This window comes from Azospira sp., assembly GCF_030247495.1.
Taxonomy (GTDB): Bacteria; Pseudomonadota; Gammaproteobacteria; order Burkholderiales; family Rhodocyclaceae; genus Azospira; species Azospira oryzae.
The window spans coordinates 359,519-378,730 of the sequence record NZ_JAOTRW010000003.1 but is presented as its reverse complement, the minus strand read 5'-3'; the positions used below and the strand labels follow the sequence as shown (position 1 = coordinate 378,730).

The 19,212-nt window shown below is 66.7% G+C and carries 16 protein-coding genes and 4 tRNA genes; 10 read left to right on the top strand and 10 right to left on the bottom strand.

Annotated features, from left to right (window positions below):
- Window positions 1-168 precede the first annotated feature (168 nt).
- Window positions 169-1,071, top strand: a complete 903-nt coding sequence (locus tag OEL49_RS05205; protein ID WP_014237207.1) for a recombination-associated protein RdgC — start codon at window positions 169-171, stop codon at window positions 1,069-1,071.
- Window positions 1,072-1,132: 61 nt separating this feature from the next.
- A complete protein-coding gene (locus OEL49_RS05200; RefSeq protein ID WP_014237206.1) occupies window positions 1,133-1,456 on the top strand; it encodes an integration host factor subunit beta in 324 nt (107 codons plus the stop codon).
- Between the two features lie 109 nt (window positions 1,457-1,565).
- On the opposite strand, the gene OEL49_RS05195 is transcribed toward OEL49_RS05200, so the two are convergent.
- Window positions 1,566-2,258, bottom strand: coding sequence for a Bax inhibitor-1/YccA family protein (locus OEL49_RS05195; RefSeq protein ID WP_014237205.1), 693 nt, complete (start codon window positions 2,256-2,258; stop codon window positions 1,566-1,568).
- Between the two features lie 213 nt (window positions 2,259-2,471).
- Between OEL49_RS05195 and OEL49_RS05190 the strand changes: the two genes are divergently transcribed.
- Window positions 2,472-2,559, top strand: a tRNA-Ser gene (locus OEL49_RS05190).
- 254 nt (window positions 2,560-2,813) lie between these two features.
- Here OEL49_RS05190 and OEL49_RS05185 read toward each other — a convergent pair.
- The 7 genes from OEL49_RS05185 to queD form a co-directional block, all read right to left on the bottom strand.
- Complete coding sequence (locus tag OEL49_RS05185; RefSeq protein WP_152089417.1) at window positions 2,814-3,320, bottom strand: DUF4189 domain-containing protein; 507 nt, start codon at window positions 3,318-3,320, stop codon at window positions 2,814-2,816.
- A 238-nt stretch (window positions 3,321-3,558) separates the two neighbouring features.
- Window positions 3,559-4,416 carry a DUF2894 domain-containing protein gene (locus OEL49_RS05180; RefSeq protein WP_050804295.1) on the bottom strand — a complete coding sequence of 286 codons (858 nt, stop codon included), beginning with the start codon at window positions 4,414-4,416 and terminating at the stop codon, window positions 3,559-3,561.
- Window positions 4,409-5,053: an OmpA family protein gene (locus OEL49_RS05175; RefSeq protein ID WP_014237202.1), complete on the bottom strand. Its 645-nt coding sequence runs from the start codon at window positions 5,051-5,053 to the stop codon at window positions 4,409-4,411. The genes OEL49_RS05180 and OEL49_RS05175 overlap by 8 nt, the downstream gene beginning before the upstream one ends.
- Window positions 5,053-7,143: a membrane protein gene (locus OEL49_RS05170; RefSeq protein ID WP_014237201.1), complete on the bottom strand. Its 2,091-nt coding sequence runs from the start codon at window positions 7,141-7,143 to the stop codon at window positions 5,053-5,055. Before OEL49_RS05170 ends, OEL49_RS05175 begins: the two co-directional genes overlap by 1 nt.
- On the bottom strand, window positions 7,140-7,901 hold the full coding sequence (locus OEL49_RS05165) for a DUF3348 domain-containing protein (RefSeq protein WP_043798068.1): 762 nt from the start codon (window positions 7,899-7,901) through the stop codon (window positions 7,140-7,142). The genes OEL49_RS05170 and OEL49_RS05165 overlap by 4 nt, the downstream gene beginning before the upstream one ends.
- A 103-nt stretch (window positions 7,902-8,004) precedes the next feature.
- Window positions 8,005-8,673 (bottom strand): alpha/beta hydrolase, encoded by a 669-nt coding sequence (locus OEL49_RS05160; protein ID WP_014237199.1) that lies wholly within the window; start codon window positions 8,671-8,673, stop codon window positions 8,005-8,007.
- A 35-nt stretch (window positions 8,674-8,708) separates the two neighbouring features.
- A complete protein-coding gene (gene queD / locus OEL49_RS05155; protein WP_014237198.1) occupies window positions 8,709-9,155 on the bottom strand; it encodes a 6-carboxytetrahydropterin synthase QueD in 447 nt (148 codons plus the stop codon).
- Between the two features lie 132 nt (window positions 9,156-9,287).
- Here queD and OEL49_RS05150 point away from each other — a divergent pair, with 132 nt between their 5' ends.
- Window positions 9,288-10,139 carry a radical SAM protein gene (locus tag OEL49_RS05150; RefSeq protein WP_014237197.1) on the top strand — a complete coding sequence of 284 codons (852 nt, stop codon included), beginning with the start codon at window positions 9,288-9,290 and terminating at the stop codon, window positions 10,137-10,139.
- Window positions 10,140-10,216: 77 nt separating this feature from the next.
- Here the strand turns inward: OEL49_RS05150 and OEL49_RS05145 are convergent, their stop codons facing one another.
- The gene (locus OEL49_RS05145; RefSeq protein WP_014237196.1) at window positions 10,217-10,522 is read right to left on the bottom strand and encodes a helix-turn-helix domain-containing protein; all 306 of its coding nucleotides are present in this window, start codon (window positions 10,520-10,522) and stop codon (window positions 10,217-10,219) included.
- 273 nt (window positions 10,523-10,795) lie between these two features.
- On the opposite strand from OEL49_RS05145, the gene OEL49_RS05140 reads away from it, so the two are divergent.
- The 6 genes from OEL49_RS05140 (at window position 10,796) to OEL49_RS05115 (ending at window position 15,790) form a co-directional block, all read left to right on the top strand.
- Entirely contained in the window at window positions 10,796-12,019 is a 1,224-nt protein-coding gene (locus tag OEL49_RS05140; RefSeq protein WP_014237195.1) for an aspartate kinase, read from the top strand.
- Window positions 12,020-12,101: 82 nt separating this feature from the next.
- A tRNA-Ser gene (locus OEL49_RS05135) sits at window positions 12,102-12,195 on the top strand.
- Between the two features lie 105 nt (window positions 12,196-12,300).
- Window positions 12,301-12,377 (top strand) — tRNA-Arg (locus OEL49_RS05130).
- Between the two features lie 150 nt (window positions 12,378-12,527).
- Window positions 12,528-12,604, top strand: a tRNA-Arg gene (locus OEL49_RS05125).
- A 352-nt stretch (window positions 12,605-12,956) separates the two neighbouring features.
- Window positions 12,957-15,206, top strand: coding sequence for a TonB-dependent receptor plug domain-containing protein (locus OEL49_RS05120; protein WP_205230734.1), 2,250 nt, complete (start codon window positions 12,957-12,959; stop codon window positions 15,204-15,206).
- A gap of 299 nt (window positions 15,207-15,505) precedes the next feature.
- Complete coding sequence (locus tag OEL49_RS05115) at window positions 15,506-15,790, top strand: HU family DNA-binding protein (RefSeq protein WP_014237193.1); 285 nt, start codon at window positions 15,506-15,508, stop codon at window positions 15,788-15,790.
- Window positions 15,791-15,872: 82 nt separating this feature from the next.
- Here OEL49_RS05115 and OEL49_RS05110 read toward each other — a convergent pair whose 3' ends face one another.
- Window positions 15,873-19,094 carry a DUF748 domain-containing protein gene (locus OEL49_RS05110; protein ID WP_287874142.1) on the bottom strand — a complete coding sequence of 1,074 codons (3,222 nt, stop codon included), beginning with the start codon at window positions 19,092-19,094 and terminating at the stop codon, window positions 15,873-15,875.
- Between the last annotated feature and the right edge of the window lie 118 nt (window positions 19,095-19,212).

Sequence of the window (19,212 nt, the reverse complement as noted above, 5' to 3'; positions counted from 1 at the left end):
ACCCCATGCCGGAAACGCCCGTCCCTGCTTGGTTTCAGGCAGGTCGTTGGTGGCGCGCCGCTTTCCGCGACGTCCCGCCATGGACGAAATCAAAGCCCCAAGCCGGGGCGTTTGTGGGCGGATTGCGCGTAGAATGGCGGGTCCATTTTCAGACCCATCCCATTGCCCATGTGGTTCAAGAACCTGCAAATCTACCGTCTGCCCGCAGGCTGGAAACCCAGCCCCGAAGCCCTGGAAACCCAGCTGGGCCGCAACCGTTTCAACCCCTGCGGTCCCATGGACCCGCAAACCAAGGGCTGGCTACCCCCCACCGACGAGCCCGCCCTGGCCCACGCCCAGGGTCCCTATCTGCTGCTCTCCCTGGCCGTTGAACACAAGCTCCTGCCCTCCTCCGTGGTCAACCAGACCGCCCAGGAACGGGCCGAGGAACTGGCCGTGCAGCAGGGCTATCCGGTGGGCCGCAAGCAGCTCAAGGAGCTGCGCGAACGGGTGCGCGACGAACTGATGCCCCGGGCCTTCACCCGCCGCCGCCGTACCAGCGTCTGGATCGACACCGCCGGCGGCTGGCTGGTGGTGGACGCCAGCAACGCCTCCAAGGCCGAGGAAGTGCTGGAGATGCTGGGCAAGTCCCTCGACGAATTCCCCCTCACCCGCCTCAACACCGCCATGTCCCCGGTGGCGGCCATGACCGACTGGCTGGCCGGCGGCGACGCCCCCGGCGCCTTCACCATCGACCGGGACTGCGAACTGAAATCCCCGGTGGAGGAAAAGGCCGCCGTGCGCTACGTGCGCCACACCCTGGAAGGGGACGACGTGCGCCAGCACATCGCCGCCGGCAAGCTGCCCACCCGCCTGGCCCTGACCTGGAACGACCGCATTTCCCTGATCCTCACCGAGAAGCTGGAAGTGAAGCGGGTCGCCTTCCTCGACGTGGTCAAGGAAGAGGCGGAAAAGCAGGCCGAGAACGCCGCCGAGCAGTTCGAGGCCGACCTGGCCCTGATGAGCGGCGAATTCTCCCGCCTGCTGCCGGCCATCGTGGAGGCCCTGGGCGGCGAGCAGCCCCTGCAATAAGTCATTGAATTCAACGGCCCCCTTGAAAAGGAGGGGGCCTGTCGGGTTAGAATCGCCCCCTATGACCAAATCCGAACTCGTTGCCGATCTGACGGGCAAGCTTCCCCATCTGACCACCCGGGATGTGGACTTTGCCGTCAATCTGATGCTCGACGCCATTGCCGAAGCGCTGACCCGGGGCGACCGGGTGGAAATCCGCGGTTTCGGCAGTTTCTCCCTCAACTACCGCCCGGCCCGCCAGGGCCGCAATCCCAAGACCGGTGAACAGGTGGAAGTCCCGGCCAAGCACGTGCCCCACTTCAAGGCCGGCAAGGAACTGCGGGAACGGGTCCAGGAAGCCGCCGAAGCGGCCGCCCGGGATCAGCGCCTGCGCCAGGCCGCCTGAACCCCGCAGCACCCGCCACACCGATCCACACACCCATAACACTCGAGACAGACCATAAAAAAAGGGGCGGCCCACGGGCCGCCCCTTTTGCATGCTGCTGGCGCAACGTTCAGTCGCGCTCGCCGGTGAAGGCCATCAGCAGGTTCAGCAGGCTGACGAAGACGTTGTAGATGTCCAGGTACACCGACAGGGTGGCGACGATGTAGTTGGTCTCACCGCCGGTGACGATGCGGCTGATGTCGTAGAGGATGTAGGCGGAGAAAATCATCACCGCGGCAGCGGAGATGGTCAGGGCCAGGGCCGGGATCTGGAAGAAGATGTTGGCCACGGCCGCCAGCAGGATCACCACCATGCCGATGAAGAGGAACTTGCCCATGAAGGAAAAGTCCTTCTTCGTCACGGTGGCCACGGTGGCCAGGGTGAAGAAGATGGCACCGGTGCCTCCGGCCGCCATGGCGATCAGGGAACCGCCGTTGGAGAAGCCCAGGGCCACCTGCAGGATGCGGGACAGCATCAGGCCCATGAAGAAGGTGAAGCCCAGCAGCAGGACCACGCCCATGCCGCTGTTCTTGGTGCGCTCGATGCCCCACATGAAGCCGAAGGCGATGCCGAGGAACAGCAGGAAGGAAATCATCGGGCTGCCGGCGAAGAAGGAGAAGCCCATCTGCACGCCGACCATGGCCCCGATGACGGTGGGGATCATGGAGAGGGCCAGCAACAGGTAAGTGTTGCGCAGCACCTTGTTCTGGGTGGCAAGGCCGGCCTGGGTGCCGGCACCGGTCATTTGATACTGGGGAAGCATGGAGTCCTCCAAAAGAACGAGTTGGTTTTTGTTAACGGCTAAGACTAACCGGGCCCCGGCAAAGTTGCAAACCTGGGGGCCCCCCTTACACACCGTTACAGAAAGGCATTCCGGGCGGTCACGCCGGCGCCGCCAAAAGGGCCGCCGGCCTGTGCTATGATGGCGCCCCACATCGCCCTCCGGCCCGCTGTCCTGCAGGCTCCCGGCGACTGCGGAGGCTTGGGTGAGTGGTTTAAACCAGCAGTCTTGAAAACTGCCGATGGGCAACCATCCGTGAGTTCGAATCTCACAGCCTCCGCCACTTTTTCCTCCCACTGCCGTCACGATCCAGCAGCCCGCACAAAAAAGGCTCGGACGACGTCATTGCATCAATCAAGCCGCGGTATCCCGCCAGACGCTCTGCCTACCAAGCCGGCCCCGAATCTGCCCCGAATCTGCCCCGAATCTGCCCCGAATCTGCCCCGAATCTGCCCCGAATCTGCCCCAAATCCGCCCCAAATCCGCCCCAAATTCTCCCTGCCACCCCGCACACCTTGAAGGCGGGAACGACCAGACTCAGGGCGCGGAACGGACCGCCTGCAGGCCGGCGATGGCGCCGCTCCAGACGACGCTGCAGCGCCGCTCCGCCGCCTCTTCGCAATGGCGAACCGCCTGGCGCTGGGCCTCGTTGAGGTCGGCAAAACCGAAGGTGAGGAAGGAACGCCGGTCGCCGGCGTGATCCGGCTCGGAGCGGGCCAGGACATAGAAACCGGCCTGGGTCACGGCCAGCGTCACCTGGCAGTTGGCGGCGCCGCAGTTGGCCAGGGCCCGCCTGCGGGCGTCCGGCAGGCCGGCGCTGCTGCGGGAGAAGGCAGCCTGCACCTGGTTCTCCGCCCGCACCACGGCCTTGGTGGTATCCAGCACGCAATCCCGACGGGGGGCCTGGCGGTTGCACAACTCCAGGGCCGCCAGATTGGCTTCCAGTTGGCTGTCGCGGGTGGCCCAGCCGCTGGCCTCGCCGCTGCCGGCCGCATAGGCCGAGGCGCCGGCCAGGGCCCCGGGGGAGGCCAGGAGAATCATCATCGCCGGCACCAGCCGGCCCGCCACGCTGCCTGTCACTGCCCATCTCCCATGAGAAATCCGCACCGCTGCCAGCTTACCCCTGCCAGCTTACCCGTTTCCCCCAACTCGGAACCAGCGGCCGCCCCGTACGCGCCTGCGCCGGGGCAGAAGGTCCAGTGCGGTACGCGCCAGTCCTAGCGAAAAAACCGTCGCCGCGTATCCGCTCCCGGCCACAGGGCGACGGCCCGGCGGGTCCGGGCTAGTCGCTGCTGCCGGAACGGGGGCCCTTCCTGCCGGTGGGGGCGGCCGTCTCGTTGCGCCGTTTCACGGCGCCGCTGAGGTCGTCCACCTGCTCCAGCCAGAGCAGGGTGTCCGCATAGGACATGAAGCGCTGCAGATAGTCCGGTGACACCTCCTGCATCAGTTGCAGGGCCCGCAGCACCAGCAGGTGGGAATTGAGGGGGCCGGCGTTTTCCGGCGCCTGGGCCAGGGCCTGGGCCAGCTGCTGCTCGGCGCTGAGGCGGGACCAGGTGCTGCGGAAATAGCGCAGGGACTTGAGTTCCCGGGCCGGGGAGACCGTGCCTGAAGGGGCCTCGCCGGTGCCGGTCGCCACGGCCGGTGCGGCGACAGGAGTTGCCGGCGCCCCCTCGGGTGCCGCAGGCGGCGGTTCCGCCGCCCCCCCCTGCCCTGCCCCATCGCCCAGGCCGGCCATGTACGCCAGCAGGCCGGCCAGGGGGCCCGGCCCGGCGCAGGCATCCAGGGCCCCAATGCGGCGGGTAAGGCCGGCGAGGTCGCCGGCAGCGAACAGGGCCTGCAACTCGTCGGCTGCCTGAGGATGCCGCGCCGCGGCCTGAGCCAGGGCCTCGGCGGCGGACTGGCGGGCGGCGGCAAGACGCCGGCCGTAGGCGTCCATGGCTGCCTGCAGCCGGGAGGCCAGCCCTTCGGCAACGCCCCCCCGGTACGTCCGGCTGCGGCGGGCCAGGGCTTCCAGGTAGCGCAGGCCGACCGGGTCGAAGCCGGCGGCGCCCTGCTGCCGCAGGTCTTCCAGGGCCGCGTCGCCGGCCGTGGGCGGCAACGGCACGGTGCCGGCCGGCGCGCCCGGCTCAGCCTCAGTCATGGGGCTTGCTGCCGCCATTGGTGGTCCTGGGCACCGGCGCCATTTCGACACGCCGGTTGCGGGCCCGGTTCTTGGCGTCCACATTGGGCGCCACCGGCTGCTCGGAACCGAAGGCGGCGGCGAAAACGGCGGACGAGGGCACGCCTTCGTCGATCAGGGCCCGGGTCACGGTCAGGGCGCGCTGGGCCGACAGCTCCCAGTTGTCGTCGAACTGGCGGTTGCTGCCCTTGACCGGCATGTCGTCGGTGAAGCCGCTGACCATGAGCATCTCTTCCCTCGCCCCCAGGTAGGCGGCCAGGGGCGCGGCCAGGCTTTTCAGCACCTGCCGCCCCTCGGGCTGCAGCTGGTCGGAGTTGAGGGAGAACAGCACGCTGCCGCTGATGCCGATACGCCCGTTGTTGAGGGTCACCCGGCCCGAGGCCAGGGGAATGGCCAGGGCCTTTTCCAGGGCCATGCGCCGCTGTTCCTCGACCTGGCGCTTTTTCACCTCGGCCTCCAGGGTGCTGACCAGCTCCAGCTGGACGCCCAGCACCCCCACCAGGATCAGCACGAAGGCGCCCAGCAGACCGGCCATGAGATCGCCGAAAACGGCCCACACGGGGGCCGTCTGTTCGACGCTGGCGTCCACCTCCTCCATCAGCCCACCTCGCCGGCGACGGCGGCCGGCCGGGCGGAGAGGCCCTGCAGGTCATCGACGATACGCTTCTGGGACATGATGCTGAGGTCGATGATTTCCCGGGCCTGGGCCACGTAGTAGGCCAGCTGCTCGTCGCTGCGGGCCATGCTCTTGTCGAGGGAGCCTTCGAGGCGCTGCAGGTTGGCTACCAGCTTGTCGTTGGATTCGGCGAAGCACTGCACGGCATGGCCGAAGGCCTCGCCGAGGCTGGCCACTTCCACGGCGCTGGTGGTCATCTGGGAGGCCACGTCGATCATCCGGGCCGACTCGCCCCCCACCTTGTCGGTGAATTCGGCGCCGACCCGCTCCAGCATGGCGGCGGAGGAGGAAACCAGGGCGTCGATGGCGCTGCGCTGTTCCACCGAGGCATGGTTGATGGCGTCGAGCAGGCCGTTGAGGGTTTCCATGAGACGGCGGCGCTCTTCCAGCAGTTCGTTGTCCCGCACCATGCTGCCGGAGAGCTGCTGGCGCAGTTCGCCGATGACCTCGGCGGCCACCCGGGGCGCCTCGGCGGCGGTCTGCATGAGCCGGGCGATTTCGTTGATGGTGTCGCTGGCGTGGGCCTGGGCGTTTTCGCCAATCTGCCGGGCGGTCTGCTCCAGGGTGGCGCAGATCTGCTGCTGCTGGGCCAGGGTCCGGGCCCCGGCTTGCTGCCACTCGCCCTGGAGGGAGACGGCCATGGTCTGCAGGGACTGGGCCATGGCCTGCTGCCGCTGGGCATCCTGGGCCGCCAGGTCGACCTGCAGGCTGCGCAGTTCGCCGATCACCTGGGTCACCACCCGGGGCGTCTCCGCCGCGGCCTGCATCAGCCGGGCCACTTCGTCGATGGTGCGGCGGGCGTGCTCTTCCGCATTGGCGTTGAGGCTTTGGGCGCTGGCCTCCAGGGTCCGGCAGATCTGCTGCTGCTGTTCCAGGCTGCGTTCGCCCGCCTGGCGCCATTCCTGCTGCAGGCTGGCGGCCATGCCTTCCAGGGACTGCTGCAGCGCCGCCTGGCGCTGGGCTTCCCGGGCCGCCAGATCGGCCTGCAGGCTGGCGTTGTCCGCATGGACGCCGGACAGCAGGGTCGCCGTTCCCTGTTCGAAGGCAGCTGCCAGGGCGGCCACCTGGGAGGTGACGCCGGCGGCCACCCGCTCGTGCAGGGAAGTGGTTTCCCGGGCGATGCCGGCCATGGTGGCTTCCACCACCGGCTGGATGGCGGCGCCGGCGGCCCGGGCGCTGTCGCTGAGGCTGGCCTTGAGGGAGGCATCGACGGACTGGGCCAGATTGCCATAGACCTCCCGCACGTCCCGGTGGAAGGCTTCCTGGCTGGCGGCCAGACGCTGGTGCAGTTCCAGACTGTGGCGCTCCATCTGGGCCATCATGGCCTGCAGCTTGTCGGCCACCTCGGGCAGGGACTGGGACTGGGCCTGCAGGGCCTTGAAGGTTTCCTGGCGCTGATGCACCAGGGAAAAACCGCGCAGGCTGGTGGCGATGCGACTGTCCAGCCCCTGGGCGGTGAGCAGGCGCTGGCGCCGGCACAGGGAGGAGATGAGGCCCAGCATGGCGGAGGCGGCAACGCCGGCGACGGAGGTGCCGAAGGCCAGGCCCAGGCCCTTCACCGGCGCCGCCAGGGAGGCGCGGATGGTCTGCAGGTCGGTAGTGCTCTCCAGGGCCAGGACGGCGCCGTTGAGGGTCACCACCATGCCGAGGAAAGTGCCGAGCATGCCGAGCATGACCAGGAGGCCCACCAGATAGGGCGTCACCGTGGGGCCGGGCAGGCCGGGCCGCTCACCCTCGATGCGCAGGCGCACGGCGCTCTGCAGGGAGGGATGGACCTGCACCAGCCAGTCCGCCAGGTGTTCCAGGTTTTCCGGAATGCGCTCCAGGGCCCGGGCCAGGCTCTCCGTGGCCTGGTGGAAGCGCAGCAGTTCCAGGGCGCCGGCGCAGTACACCACGCCAATGATCAGGGTCATGCTGAATGCCAGGGGATGGGAGGCCATATAGCCCACACCCACCCAGAAGACGGCGATCAGTCCCACCGCAAAGGCGGCCAAGCAGAAATTTCGGTTCATTGCGACTTGCTTACCTCATTGCCAAAAGCCTCCACCAGTCCCAGGACCGGTTGCAGGCGAAGATCCAGTTCCGCCAGCAGCACGCTCTGCAGATCCTTGCAGAACACCGCCAGCCAGCCTCCCGGCTGCATCCAGCGCGCCACCCCGTCGGCCTGGGAGGAAGCCTCCAGGGCCGAGGCGTAGGCGTCGCGCAATTGTTCGAAGCGTTTTTCCAGCAACAGGGGCACGTTGAGGAACAGGTTGCGCTCCCGTTCCGCCAGGGCCTTTTCCAGGACCCCGTCCAGGCCCGCCAGCTGGCGCAGGGATGGGGAGCCGCCCTTCAGCGCCTCCCGCACCTGGGCCCGCAGCTGCACCAGGGCCGCCTCCATCTCCCGCTGCTGGGCCAGGTAGTAACGCCGGTAAGGCAGGTACTTGCCGCCGCTTTCCAGGGTGGCGCCGGCTTCCGGCACGGGCAGCTTGATGCGGGCCTTGCCGCCGCCCTCCTGGGTGATGGCATCGCGCAGGGCCGCCTGGGCCCGGGCCACCAGGGCATCCACCTGGTCCGCCGCCCCCGCCGCCATCCCCCCCGGTCCCTGGCGCAGGGAAGGATGGAGGGCGCCGGAAAGGGCGATGGCGTGGTTGAGGTCCAGCCACTGCCCCAGCCGTTCGGCGAAGGACGGCTTGCCACGGCTCTCCGCCCTGGCATCGCCCCGCTCCCCGGCGTTGAAATCGGCGAGCAGGCGCACGAGCCGTGAACTGTTGAAATTGGTACGCGACAAATACGTCTTCACTACGGCGATGGGTTGTACCAACGGATTGCCGGAAGCGGTGCCCGCCGGGGGCCCGGCCCTTCCTCGATCCACCAAGTTGCCGGCGGCGCCCCTAGGCCGCCAGGCGCCGGGCAAGCCAGGCGCCGATGTCCGCCACCTCTTCTAGGCAGACGGAATGTTCCATGGGATAGAGGCGCCATTCCGGCGCCAGACCCCATTGTTCCAGCCAGTCCCGGGCCTGCAGGCCCAGGGCCGGCGCCACCACGCCGTCGTCGCTGCCGTGGGCGGCGAACACCGGCAGTTCCCGGTTGGCCGGGCTCAGCTCCCGGCGCACCAGTTCCGGCGCCGGCAGGTAGGTGGACAGGGCGATCAGTCCGCCCAGGGGCTCGGCCTGGGTCAGGGCCGTGGTGTAGGCCACGGCGCCGCCCTGGGAAAAGCCGGCAAGGAAAATGCGCCGGCTGGGAATGCCCGCCGCCACCTGTTCGTCGATCAGCTGCCGCACCGTTTCCCGGGAGCGCTGGAGGCTGGCCTCATCCACCTCCCGGCTGCCCGGGGCCAGGGACAGGATGTCGTACCAGGCCCGCATCTCGTAACCGCCGTTGCAGGTGACGGGCATGTAGGGCGCGTGGGGAAAGATGAAGCGGCCGGGCAGCTCGGGCGGCAGCCCCAGTTCGGGGATGACGGGCACGAAATCGCTGCCGTCGGCACCCAGGCCGTGCAGCCAGATGAGGGCGAAGGTCGGCGCGGAACCGGTATCGATCTGGATCGGGGCGTCGTTCACGGGCACACGGCGGGAAAGAAAACGGGGACGCCGGGTCAGTCCCGGCGCACCGCGTCGGCCCAGCAGTTGGGCGTTTCGTAGAGGCGCACCTGCTGCAGGCGCAGATGGTTGCCGTAGCTGTCCTGATAGACCGCATCAAGAATGCGGAAAGCCGTTTCCGACAGGTTTTCCGCCGTGGGAATGCAGTCCAGCACCACGGTCTTGTGGTCCGGCAGGGTCTGCAGGAATTCCACCACCGCCTTGTCCCCGGCATAGACCAGGAAGGCGTGGTCCCACACATCCACCACATGGGCCTTGGCCAGGGCCTTGACGTCGGAGAAGTCCATCACCATGCCGTTGGCCGGATCGCCGTCCTTGCTGATGATGTCGCCGGCCAGGGTGATTTCCAGGACGTAGCGGTGCCCGTGCAGATGGCGGCACTGGCTGCGGTGATCGGGAATGCGATGGCCGGCATCGAATTCCAGGCGGCGGGTGATTAGCATGCTGGGGAGGTGTTTTTGTAAGCCACTGATTATATCATTGGCCACCAGCCCGCCCCGCCGCCGCTGCCGGGCGCCTCTCCGGCCCGGCCCCAGCCCCGCTCCGGCCATTCTTCAGCCACTGTCCGACCGCCCATGGAATCCCCTGCCCAGCCCCTCAGCGTCACCGACCATCGCCGCGACAGCGCCGGTCTGACCTACGTCTATCCGGTGGTATCGCGCCGGGCGGGCGGCGTTTCCGTCGGCATCAACCTCAATCCCAACAACGCCTGCAACTGGGCCTGCGTCTATTGCCAGGTGCCGAATCTCACCCGGGGCGGCCCGCCGCCCATCGACCTGGCCCAGCTGGAACGGGAACTGGACGCCATGCTGATGGACCTCCTGCAGGGCGATTTCATGCTGCGGGCCGTGCCGCCGGAAGCGCGCCGGCTCATGGACATCGCCTTTTCCGGCAACGGCGAACCCACCAGCGCCCCCGAATTCCCGGCGGCGGTGGAAGCAGTGCGGCGCCAGGTCGAACGGCACCAGCTGCAGGGCCGCATCGCCCTGCGCCTGATCACCAACGGCAGCCTGCTGCACCGGCCCGAGGTCCAGGCCGGCATCGGCCGCCTGGGCGAAGCCGGCGGCGAGGTCTGGTTCAAGGTGGACCGGGCCACGGCGCCGGGCATGGAGGAGGTCAACGGTACCCGGGGCGATCCGGGCAAGGTCCTGGCCAATCTGCGCCGCTGCGGCGAACTGGCCCCCACCTGGGTCCAGACCTGCCTCTTCCGCCGCGACGGCGCCGCACCAGCGGAGGCCGAACTGACGGCCTACCTGGAGCTGCTGGCCCAGGCCGGGGAACGGGTACGCGGCGTCCATCTCTACGGCCTGGCCCGCCCGTCCCTGCAACCCGGGGCCAAGCGTCTCGAGCGCCTCAGCCCGGCGGAACTGGAGGCGGTGGCCGTGCGTATCCGCGCCCTGGGCCTGCCGGTCACGGTCAGCCCCTGAAAAACGGCACGGCAGACCCCAAAAGAAAAAGCCCCTGCAAGCAGGGGCTTTTTTTTACAGCAGGGTACCGATATGAATCAGGCGGCCTTCTTCTGCTTGGCCTTGGCGGCCTTCTTCAGGTTCTTCAGGGTTTCGGGTTCGAAAGCCTTCAGGTACTCGACCACTTCGATGTCCTCGCGCTTGATGCGCTGGATATCCACCTGCTCCACGTGCACCAGGCGCAGCAGTTCGCGCACGGGCTTGGGCATGTTGCGGCCGCTCTCGTAGCGGGAACCGCCGCTCTGGGTGACGCCGATCTTGGACCAGAATTGCTGCTGGTTCAGGCCCAGCTTGCGGCGGATTTCGCGGGGGTCGATCTTTTCAACCAGTTTGACATTGCTCATGGTGTGTTCCTCTCGAATATTGGGGTGTCAATCTGCTCTGGCAGAGCCGTTTCGGCGCCAAACCGCTTGCCGAAGGCCATGTTCTGGGACACCCAAAACATATCACCAAAGTCATAGTACGTAAGTATAGGCCATTCACATATATTTGCAAGTGGCATGAATCAAAAAATCACTAAGGGATTTCACTTAGTTGGCCTAACCGAACACCCTACTGTTAGGCACGCGGTTCAGATAGAATCACGGGTTTTCTTACTCCGCTCAATTGGATAACGAATGGCGCTGATAGTTCAGAAGTACGGCGGCACGTCGGTGGGCTCGACGGAGCGCATCAAGAATGTGGCCAAGCGCGTGGCCCGCTGGAAGGCAATGGGCCACGATGTGGTGGTGGTGCCCTCGGCCATGTCCGGCGAAACCAATCGCCTGATCGGCCTGGCCAAGGAAATCTCCGCCACCCCCTCCCCCCGGGAACTGGATGTGATCGCCTCCACCGGCGAACAGGTGACCATCGGCCTGCTGGCCATGGCCATCCAGGAAGAAGGCCTCAAGGCCAAGAGCTACACCGGCTCCCAGGTGCGCGTGCTGACCGACAGCACCTTCACCAAGGCCCGCATCCTGCAGATCGACGACGAGCGCATGCGCAAGGACCTGGCCGAAGGCAACGTGGTCGTGGTCGCCGGTTTCCAGGGCGCCGATGAGAACGGCAACATCACCACCCTGGGCCGCGGCGGCTCCGATACTTCCGCCGTCGCCCTGGCCGCCGCCCTCAAGGCCGACGAATGCCAGATCTATACCGACGTGGACGGCGTGTACACCACCGACCCCCGCGTCGTGCCGGAAGCCCGCAAGCTGGACACCATCACCTTCGAGGAAATGCTGGAAATGGCCAGCCTCGGCTCCAAGGTGCTGCAGATCCGCTCCGTCGAGTTCGCCGGCAAGTACAAGGTAAAACTGCGCGTCCTCTCCAGCTTCCAGGATGAAGGGGAAGGTACGCTGATCACTGTTGAGGATGACAAGAACATGGAACAACCGATCATTTCCGGCATCGCCTTCAATCGCGACGAAGCCAAGCTGACCGTGCTGGGCGTGCCTGACCGTCCCGGCATCGCCTACCAGATCCTCGGCCCCATCGCCGACGCCAACATCGACGTCGACATGATCATCCAGAACGTCGGCGTGGACGGCACCACCGACTTCTCCTTCACCGTCAATCGCAGCGAATACACCAAGGCCATGGCCGTGCTGGAGCAGGTCAAGCAGCACGTCGGCGCCCGCGAGATCGTCGGCGACAATAAGACCTGCAAGGTTTCCGCCGTCGGCGTCGGCATGCGCTCCCACCCGGGCGTGGCCAGCCAGATGTTCCGCACCCTGGCCGAGGAAGGCATCAACATCCAGATGATCTCCACCTCCGAGATCAAGATTTCCGTCGTCATCGACGAGAAGTATCTGGAACTGGCCGTGCGCATCCTGCATAAGACCTTCGGTCTGGACCAGGCGTAAACGGCGCCGCGCAGTTAATTGCAGCCCCGGCTGCAAAGTAGTTTGACCCGGGCCGGCTAACCCGTTAATATGCCGGCCTTCCGGAGACGTGGCCGAGAGGTCGAAGGCACTCCCCTGCTAAGGGAGCATACGGGCTAAAACTCGTATCGAGGGTTCGAATCCCTCCGTCTCCGCCAGCCTTTCCTGCAGTAAAAAAGGCTTGGCAAACGAAGCGTGTTTTTATACAATCTCGCTTCTTTGCGGAAAGCAGCAAAGAAAGTAGTAAAAAGTTGCAAGACAGCGCGCCCGTAGCTCAGCTGGATAGAGTACTTGGCTACGAACCAAGGGGTCGGGCGTTCGAATCGCTCCGGGCGCGCCATCAAGCATTCAGGCCAATCTTAGGATTGGCCTTTTGCTTTTTCAGGCCCCGTTTTTCCCTTCTCCCCCCCTTCCCGCCGAAGCTGAAAAAAATCGTCCGGAACCCCTGGCGTTTTTGTTCCGAATCCGTATAATGCGCACCTTCTGTTGCGCGCCCGTAGCTCAGCTGGATAGAGTACTTGGCTACGAACCAAGGGGTCGGGCGTTCGAATCGCTCCGGGCGCGCCATTCAGATAAGCAGGAAAGCCAAGGGTTCAGACGTCAGCGCGTCTGGGCCCTTTTGCTTTTCCGGGCGCCCCCGGCGCCACTTCTGCACCACCGGCGATGCAATCACCGCCCTGCCCGGCGAAGCGGGCTTCGCTGCCGCAGCCAAGCCGCCGACTGCGGCGATCACAGGCCCTCCCGCACCACCGTCGTCAGGCGAAATATTTCCTTACAAAGTGCTCCTGCAGGACGGCGCCAGGCTCCGTATACTTCGCCCGCCAGGTAGCCAGGATTGCCGCCATCCCAGCCCCCCAGCCCATAACAAGACTCGGCCGATACATCGGCCTTCACTTTCCCCATCGAGAGTCCTGCCGCCATGGTGCTGTCACCTAACGCCCTGCCCTTGCCCCGCCTGCGCCCCCTCCTGCCGCTCCTGCTCGCCGCCCTGCCTCTGGCCGCCGCAGCTGCGGAAGCAGAGGCCCCCACAACCAAACCCGCCAGCAGCCAGAAGGATGGCCGCACCCTGGGGGAAATCGTGGTTTCCTCCACCCGCCTCGACGACACCGAGCAACGCCGTTTCGCCACGGCCGCCAAGATGGTTTTCGGCCGGGAGGAACTGGACCGCTACGGCGACTCGTCCGTGGGCGACGTCCTGAAGCGTCTGCCGGGCGTCACCATGTCCGGCACCCCGGGCCGGGGCGGTGACATCCGCATGCGGGGTCTGGGCAACGGCTACACCATGATCCTGCTCAACGGCGAGCCGGCGCCCCGGGGCTTTTCCCTGGACAGCATCCCGCCCGAACAGGTGGAGCGCATCGAGGTGATGCGGGCCCCGGTGGCGGAGCACAGCGCCCGGGCCATCGCCGGCACCATCAACATCGTCCTGCGGGAGGACTTCGCCCGCAAGCAGAACGACTTCCGTCCCAACCTCAACCTGGAGAACGGCCGCCTGCAACCCTTTGTCTCCTTGCAGCGCAGCGACGCCATCGGCAACTTCGGCTACAACCTCAATGCCAACCTGATGCACCGGGACCAGGACAGCGAAGTGGCCACCACCACCAGCGCCCGCAACCTGGCCACCGGCATCCCCATCCTGCAGCGCCTGGAGGAAAGCCGCAGCCATACCGTGGCCGACGGACTGCACCTCTCCTCCCGCCTCAACTGGAAGCTGGACGGCGGCGACAGCCTGAGCCTCAATCCCTTCCTGGCCCAGAACCAGAGCGCCACCACCGGTAACACCCAACTCACCCAGAGCGTCGGCGCGGCCCCCTATGCCAATGCCAGCTGGCGCACCGAGAACGAGAGCACCATGCTGCGCCTCATGGGCAACTGGAAGCATCGCCTGGACGGCGGCAGCAAGCTCGACATCCGCTTCAACGGCGGCCTGGCCAACAGCGACAGCACCACCGACCGGCGCGAATACGATGCCGGTGGTGCCGTGGCCCACACCCACTGGAACAGCACCAGCATCCGCGACAGCAGCTTCAGCACCGCCGGCAAGCTCTCCCATCCCCTCAACCGGGAGCACAACCTGGCCTTCGGCTGGGAACTGGAACGGGGCCAGCGCAAGGAGAGCGCCACCACCGTGCAGGACGGCGCCCTGCAACTGGCCCAGTTCGGCAGTGACCTGCAGGCCAGCACCAGCCGCCTGGCGGCCTTCGGCCAGGACGAGTGGGAAGTCTCGCCCCTGTGGTCCCTCTACGGCGGCCTGCGCTGGGAAACCATCCGCACCCGCAGCGAGTGGGCCGCCGGCTCCGCCAGCAACGACAGCAGTGTGGCCAGCCCCCTCTTCCACAGCGTCTGGCGTTTCACCGAGGAGAGCAAGGACCAGATCCGCCTGGGCCTGACCCGCAGCTACAAGGCGCCGACCCTGAACCAGCTGGTGCCCCGGCCCAGCCTCTCCAGCACCTATCCCACCAGCGGCGCCAACACGGTGGACAAGGCGGACAGCGCCGGCAACCCCAACCTCAAGCCGGAACTGGCTTGGGGCCTGGACCTGGCCTTCGAACATTACCTGGCGGAAGGCGGCATCCTCAGCGCCAGCCTGTTCCAGCGCAACATCGACAACCTCATCCGCAACGTCACCTCCCTGCAGAGCGTCAGCTGGTCGCCGGTGCAGCGCTGGGTCACCACGCCCCAGAACATCGGCAGCGCCACCACCCGGGGCATCGAGTTGGAAGCCAAGTTCCGCCTGCCGGAACTGCTGGCCGAGGCCCCGCCCGTGGACATCCGGGCCAACCTCAGCCGCTTCTGGTCCGAGGTGGAGGGCATCGCCGGCCCCAACAACCGGCTCGACCAGCAACCCACCTACAGTGCCAACCTGGGGGCCGACTACCGCCTGCGCAGCCTGCCCCTCACCATCGGCGGCAACCTCAACTGGACCCCCGCCTACACCGTGCAGCAGAGCAACACCCAGACCTACACCCAGCAGCTGAAGCGGGTTTACGACGTCTATGCCCTGTGGCAGGTGCAACCGGACACCCGCATCCGCTTTTCCGCCGCCAACCTGCTGCAGGCGGATTACGACACCGGCGCCACCTACCTGAGCGGCAGCACGGAGCAGTCGGTGCAGAGCAGCACCCGCACCTACCGCATCTTCTCGGCCCGGCTGGAGATCAAGTTCTGACGCGGCCCGCAGCCCGGCGATCGACCTAAGTCATTGATCGTATTGGTCAAGCGGAAAGCCTCCGGACTGCCGGCAAGGGCCGGGGTCCGCTTCCCGCCGCCGGCACGGTGCCTCCGCCCCCGTTTTTTTGCACCAGATCGGGGCAGGAAAAGTCCATCCCGCAGTCATCCCAATCCGGGGGAAAGCCCCATCCCTGCTGAATTTCCAGCAAATCAGGCTAGGCAGCTTCGTCCCGTTATGCCAGAATCCCTGCCGAGCGCGGAATCCCGCGTCACCTTCGAAACCAAGGAGATTTCTGAATGAACAAGAGCGATCTGATTGACGCTATGGCGGCTGGTGCCGACCTGAGCAAAGCTGCTGCCGGCCGTGCCCTGGACGCAGCCATCGAAGCCATCACCAAGGCCGTCGCCACCGGCGACAGCGTGACCCTGGTCGGTTTCGGTTCCTTCAAGGCCGTCAAGCGCGCTGCCCGCACCGGCAAGAACCCCAAGACCGGTGCCACCATCCAGATCCCGGCTTCCACCAGCCCCAAGTTCTCCGCCGGCGCCGCCTTCAAGGCTGCCGTCGCTCCCAAGAAGAAGTAATCCTTCTTCTCCGGAAAAAAAAGGCCGCCCTTGGGCGGCCTTTTTGTTTTCAGGGGCCGCAATCAACGGCCCCGCCCCGTGCCTACTGCAAGCTGAAATCCACGCGCCCACCCAGCGGTGCGCCCTTGGGCGCTTCGCCGCCCACCTTGGGCGACAGCAGGAACAGGCGCTCGGCCGCAATACCGCCCTTCTCCACCAGCCAGGTCTGCACTGCCGTGCCGCGACGCTGGGCCAGCTGGCGCATCTCCTCTTCTTCGGCGGGGATGTTGGCGATCATCAGGGCTTCCATCTCCGCCACCGGCAGGCTCTTGGTGAGGCCGATGAAATTGCGCGGCTTCTTGAAGGATTCCTCCTTGTAGGCCTTTTCCAGGTAGCGCGGATATTCCTCGGCGCTCACCGCGACCGCGGCGATGCTGCCGGAGGCCTTGCCGCCCTTGGCCTGCTCGGCCAGCTTCTGGGCCCGCACCTTGCGTTCCAGGATGGCGCGCTTGAGGCCTTCCTGCTCCGCCGCCGGATCGGCCGTGCCGGTGATTTCCAATTCCAGGGCCGGACGTTCGCGCAGGGCCTTGGCAATGGTCTCCAGGCGCTTTTCCACCTCCGGGGTGATGCGTGCATGGCCGGCATCGAAAGCCACGTAGGAGAGTTCCTCGCCGCCGCCGAAGAGGGAGGACAGCAGGGTGAAGGGCGAAGTCACCGCCTTGGTCAGCAGGTTGAGGATCATCTTGCCGACGATGCCGCCGATGGAGAACTGGGGATCGTTGAGGGAGCCCTGCACCGGCAGGTTGAGGTCGATCTCGCCCCGGGAGTTTTTCAGCAGCGCCACCACCAGGCCGATGGGAATGCCCAGGGCGTTGGGGCTCTCCACCTTGTCGCCGAAAGTCAGCTGGTCGATGAAGATCTTGTTCTGGGCCTGCAGCTCGCCCTTCTCCACCTTGTACTGCACATCCACCGAGAGCTTGCCCTTCTCGATGGTGTAGCCCAGGTAACGGCCCGAATAGGGCGTGAAGGAGGACATCTCGATGCCCCGGGCCTTGGCCTGCACATCCAGGGCGATGGGCGAGCCCAGGGGATCGATCTTGCCGGAGATATCCAGGGGTGCGGTACGGTCCACCTTGCCCCGGATCAGCAGCTCCGCCGGCTTGCCCGCCGCCAGGGTGCCGATACGGCCCGACAGGTCGGTCAGGTTGGCGCTGTAGTTGGGCTTGATGAAACGGTCGGTGAAGTTGATGTTGCCACCGGCCAGCACCACCTTGCCGATGCGGATCTGGGGTGCCGGCCCGGCGGGCTTGGCCGGGGCTGCGACGGGGGCAGGAGCTGCAGCCGGCGTCGCCGGCACTGCGGCGGCAGAAGCGGCAGGCGCAGCGGCGGCGGGCTTGGCGCCTTCGTCCTGGCGCACGATGTCCTGCAGGTTGAGGCGGCCTTCGGGCGACAGGATGGCCCGGGCGTAGAAGCTGGTGATGGCGATCTCGCCCACGGCAAAGCGGGGCGGCACGCTGCCGGCCTCGACCCCGGTCAGGCGCAGGCTGCGCCAGCGCAACAGGTCGGTGGCATTGAGCTTGTCCAGCACGTTGAAGTCGGTGAGATTGACGTCGCCGTCGAAGGCCACGCCGGGAGCGGCTCCAGCGGCCCCAGCCGCCACCTTAAGCTTGCCCTTCACCGTCAGGTCGCCCTTGGTCAGCAGGGCATTCAGCTGCTCCGCCGCCAGGCCCTGCAGGGCCACCAGATTGACCTGTTCCAGATCCAGCTGCAGATCGGCGGCCAGGGGCGCGAGGGCGGCCGCCCCCTCCACCTTGAAGCGTCCCTGTTCGTTGATGCGGGCCTCGATGCCGATCTGGCTGCGACTGCCGGCGGCGGAGGAAAGGCCGGCCACATGGAGGTCCAGGCCGTCCACGCTGAGGGGCGGCACCTTCTCCAGATTGTCGTCCGTGTAGCGCAGCTTGCCGCCACCGACCCGCAGCTGAGCCACCTGCCAGCCCCAGGGCGCCGGCACCTTGGCTGCCCCTGCCGTACCACCCACCTTGGCCGGGGCCTTGGCAGGTGCTGCCTTGGTCGGGGCCGCCGGCGTGGGTGCCAGGGCGGCCAGGGACTGCAGCAGATCCACCTCGCCGCCCTTGAGGCGACGTACCCCGGCCTGGGGATTTTCCAGGGTGATGCCGGCCACCTTGGCCTGACGGCTGACCAGATTGACCGACACCCCATCCAGCGTCAGGGCGGAAAAACCGAGGAAGGGCTGCTTCTCGCCGTCCCGGGAGAAGGCCAGATCCCGCACTGCCAGCTTCAGGTCCACGCCCTTGGCGTCATCCAGGGTAGCCCGCTGGATGCCCAGCTGGATGGCTCCCACCTGCAGCCCCACCTTGTTGCCCTTGGCGGCGACACCCTTGATGCCCAGGTCGCCGCTGAGGCCGACGCTGGGGGCCTGGCCCTCGGCCTGGCTGAAGGTCACCGCCAGATCGCCTTCCAACTTGGCGGCCGTGACGGTCAGGGGAATGTTGGCGGGAATGTAGGCATCCACCCCGGCCAGGTCGAAGTCCCGGATTTCCACATCCACCACCGCATCCTTGCCCGGGGCGAAGGGACGCAGCTTGCCGCCGAGGGACAGGGGTGCGCCGTTGAGTTTGGCGGCGAAATGGGGTTCGACGAAGGATTCCACGGTGCCCGGCGTGTTGGCCAGGAAAGGAATGCCCAGGGCCAGGTCGGTGATGTGGTGGCTGACCTTCACCGGCCGGTCGTCGAAGTCGATGCGGCCGCCCTCGACGGCGATGTTGGCCACGGAGAATTTCGGCGGCGGCCCTTCGGAGGGCTTTTCCGTCCATTTCTCGATCAGGTCCGAGATGTTGTAGCGGTTGCCCTCCTCCCGCACCAGGTGCACATAGGGCCCCACCAGCTTGACTTCGCTCACCACCGGGATGCCCCGGGCCAGGCTCATGGAGGAGACATTCACATGCAGGCTGTCGAAGCCCAGCAGGCGCTGTTCCGCCGGCACGCTGGCATCGGCGCCCCGCTGCCCCACGGCAAAGCCGCTGATGGTGGCCGACAGGGTGTAGGGGGAAACCTGGATGCGCTCGATGCGCACCGGCCGCTCGAATTCCTCGGCCAGCAGGGATTCCAGCTTGGCCTTGGCAAAGCCCGGCAGCCAGAAATAGCCAAGGAGGCCGAACAGCACCAGGAAGATGCCCAGGCCCCAGGCGCCCTGGCGCACCCGCCGGTGGCGGGCGAAGGCTTGCAGGCGGGGTTGCAGGTGTTGCAGGCCGACCTGGAGCCGGGTGGAGAGATCGTTGTTCTGTCGGGGTGCGGAGGCAGTCATGGCAATGCTCTTTTCTTATGGTGTGACGCCAGTTTATTACGACGAATGGGAAATCCGGTACGACCTTGGTCACGTCCGGGAACTGCCCGGCCAAATTCCCGACTAATTTACTAGGAAA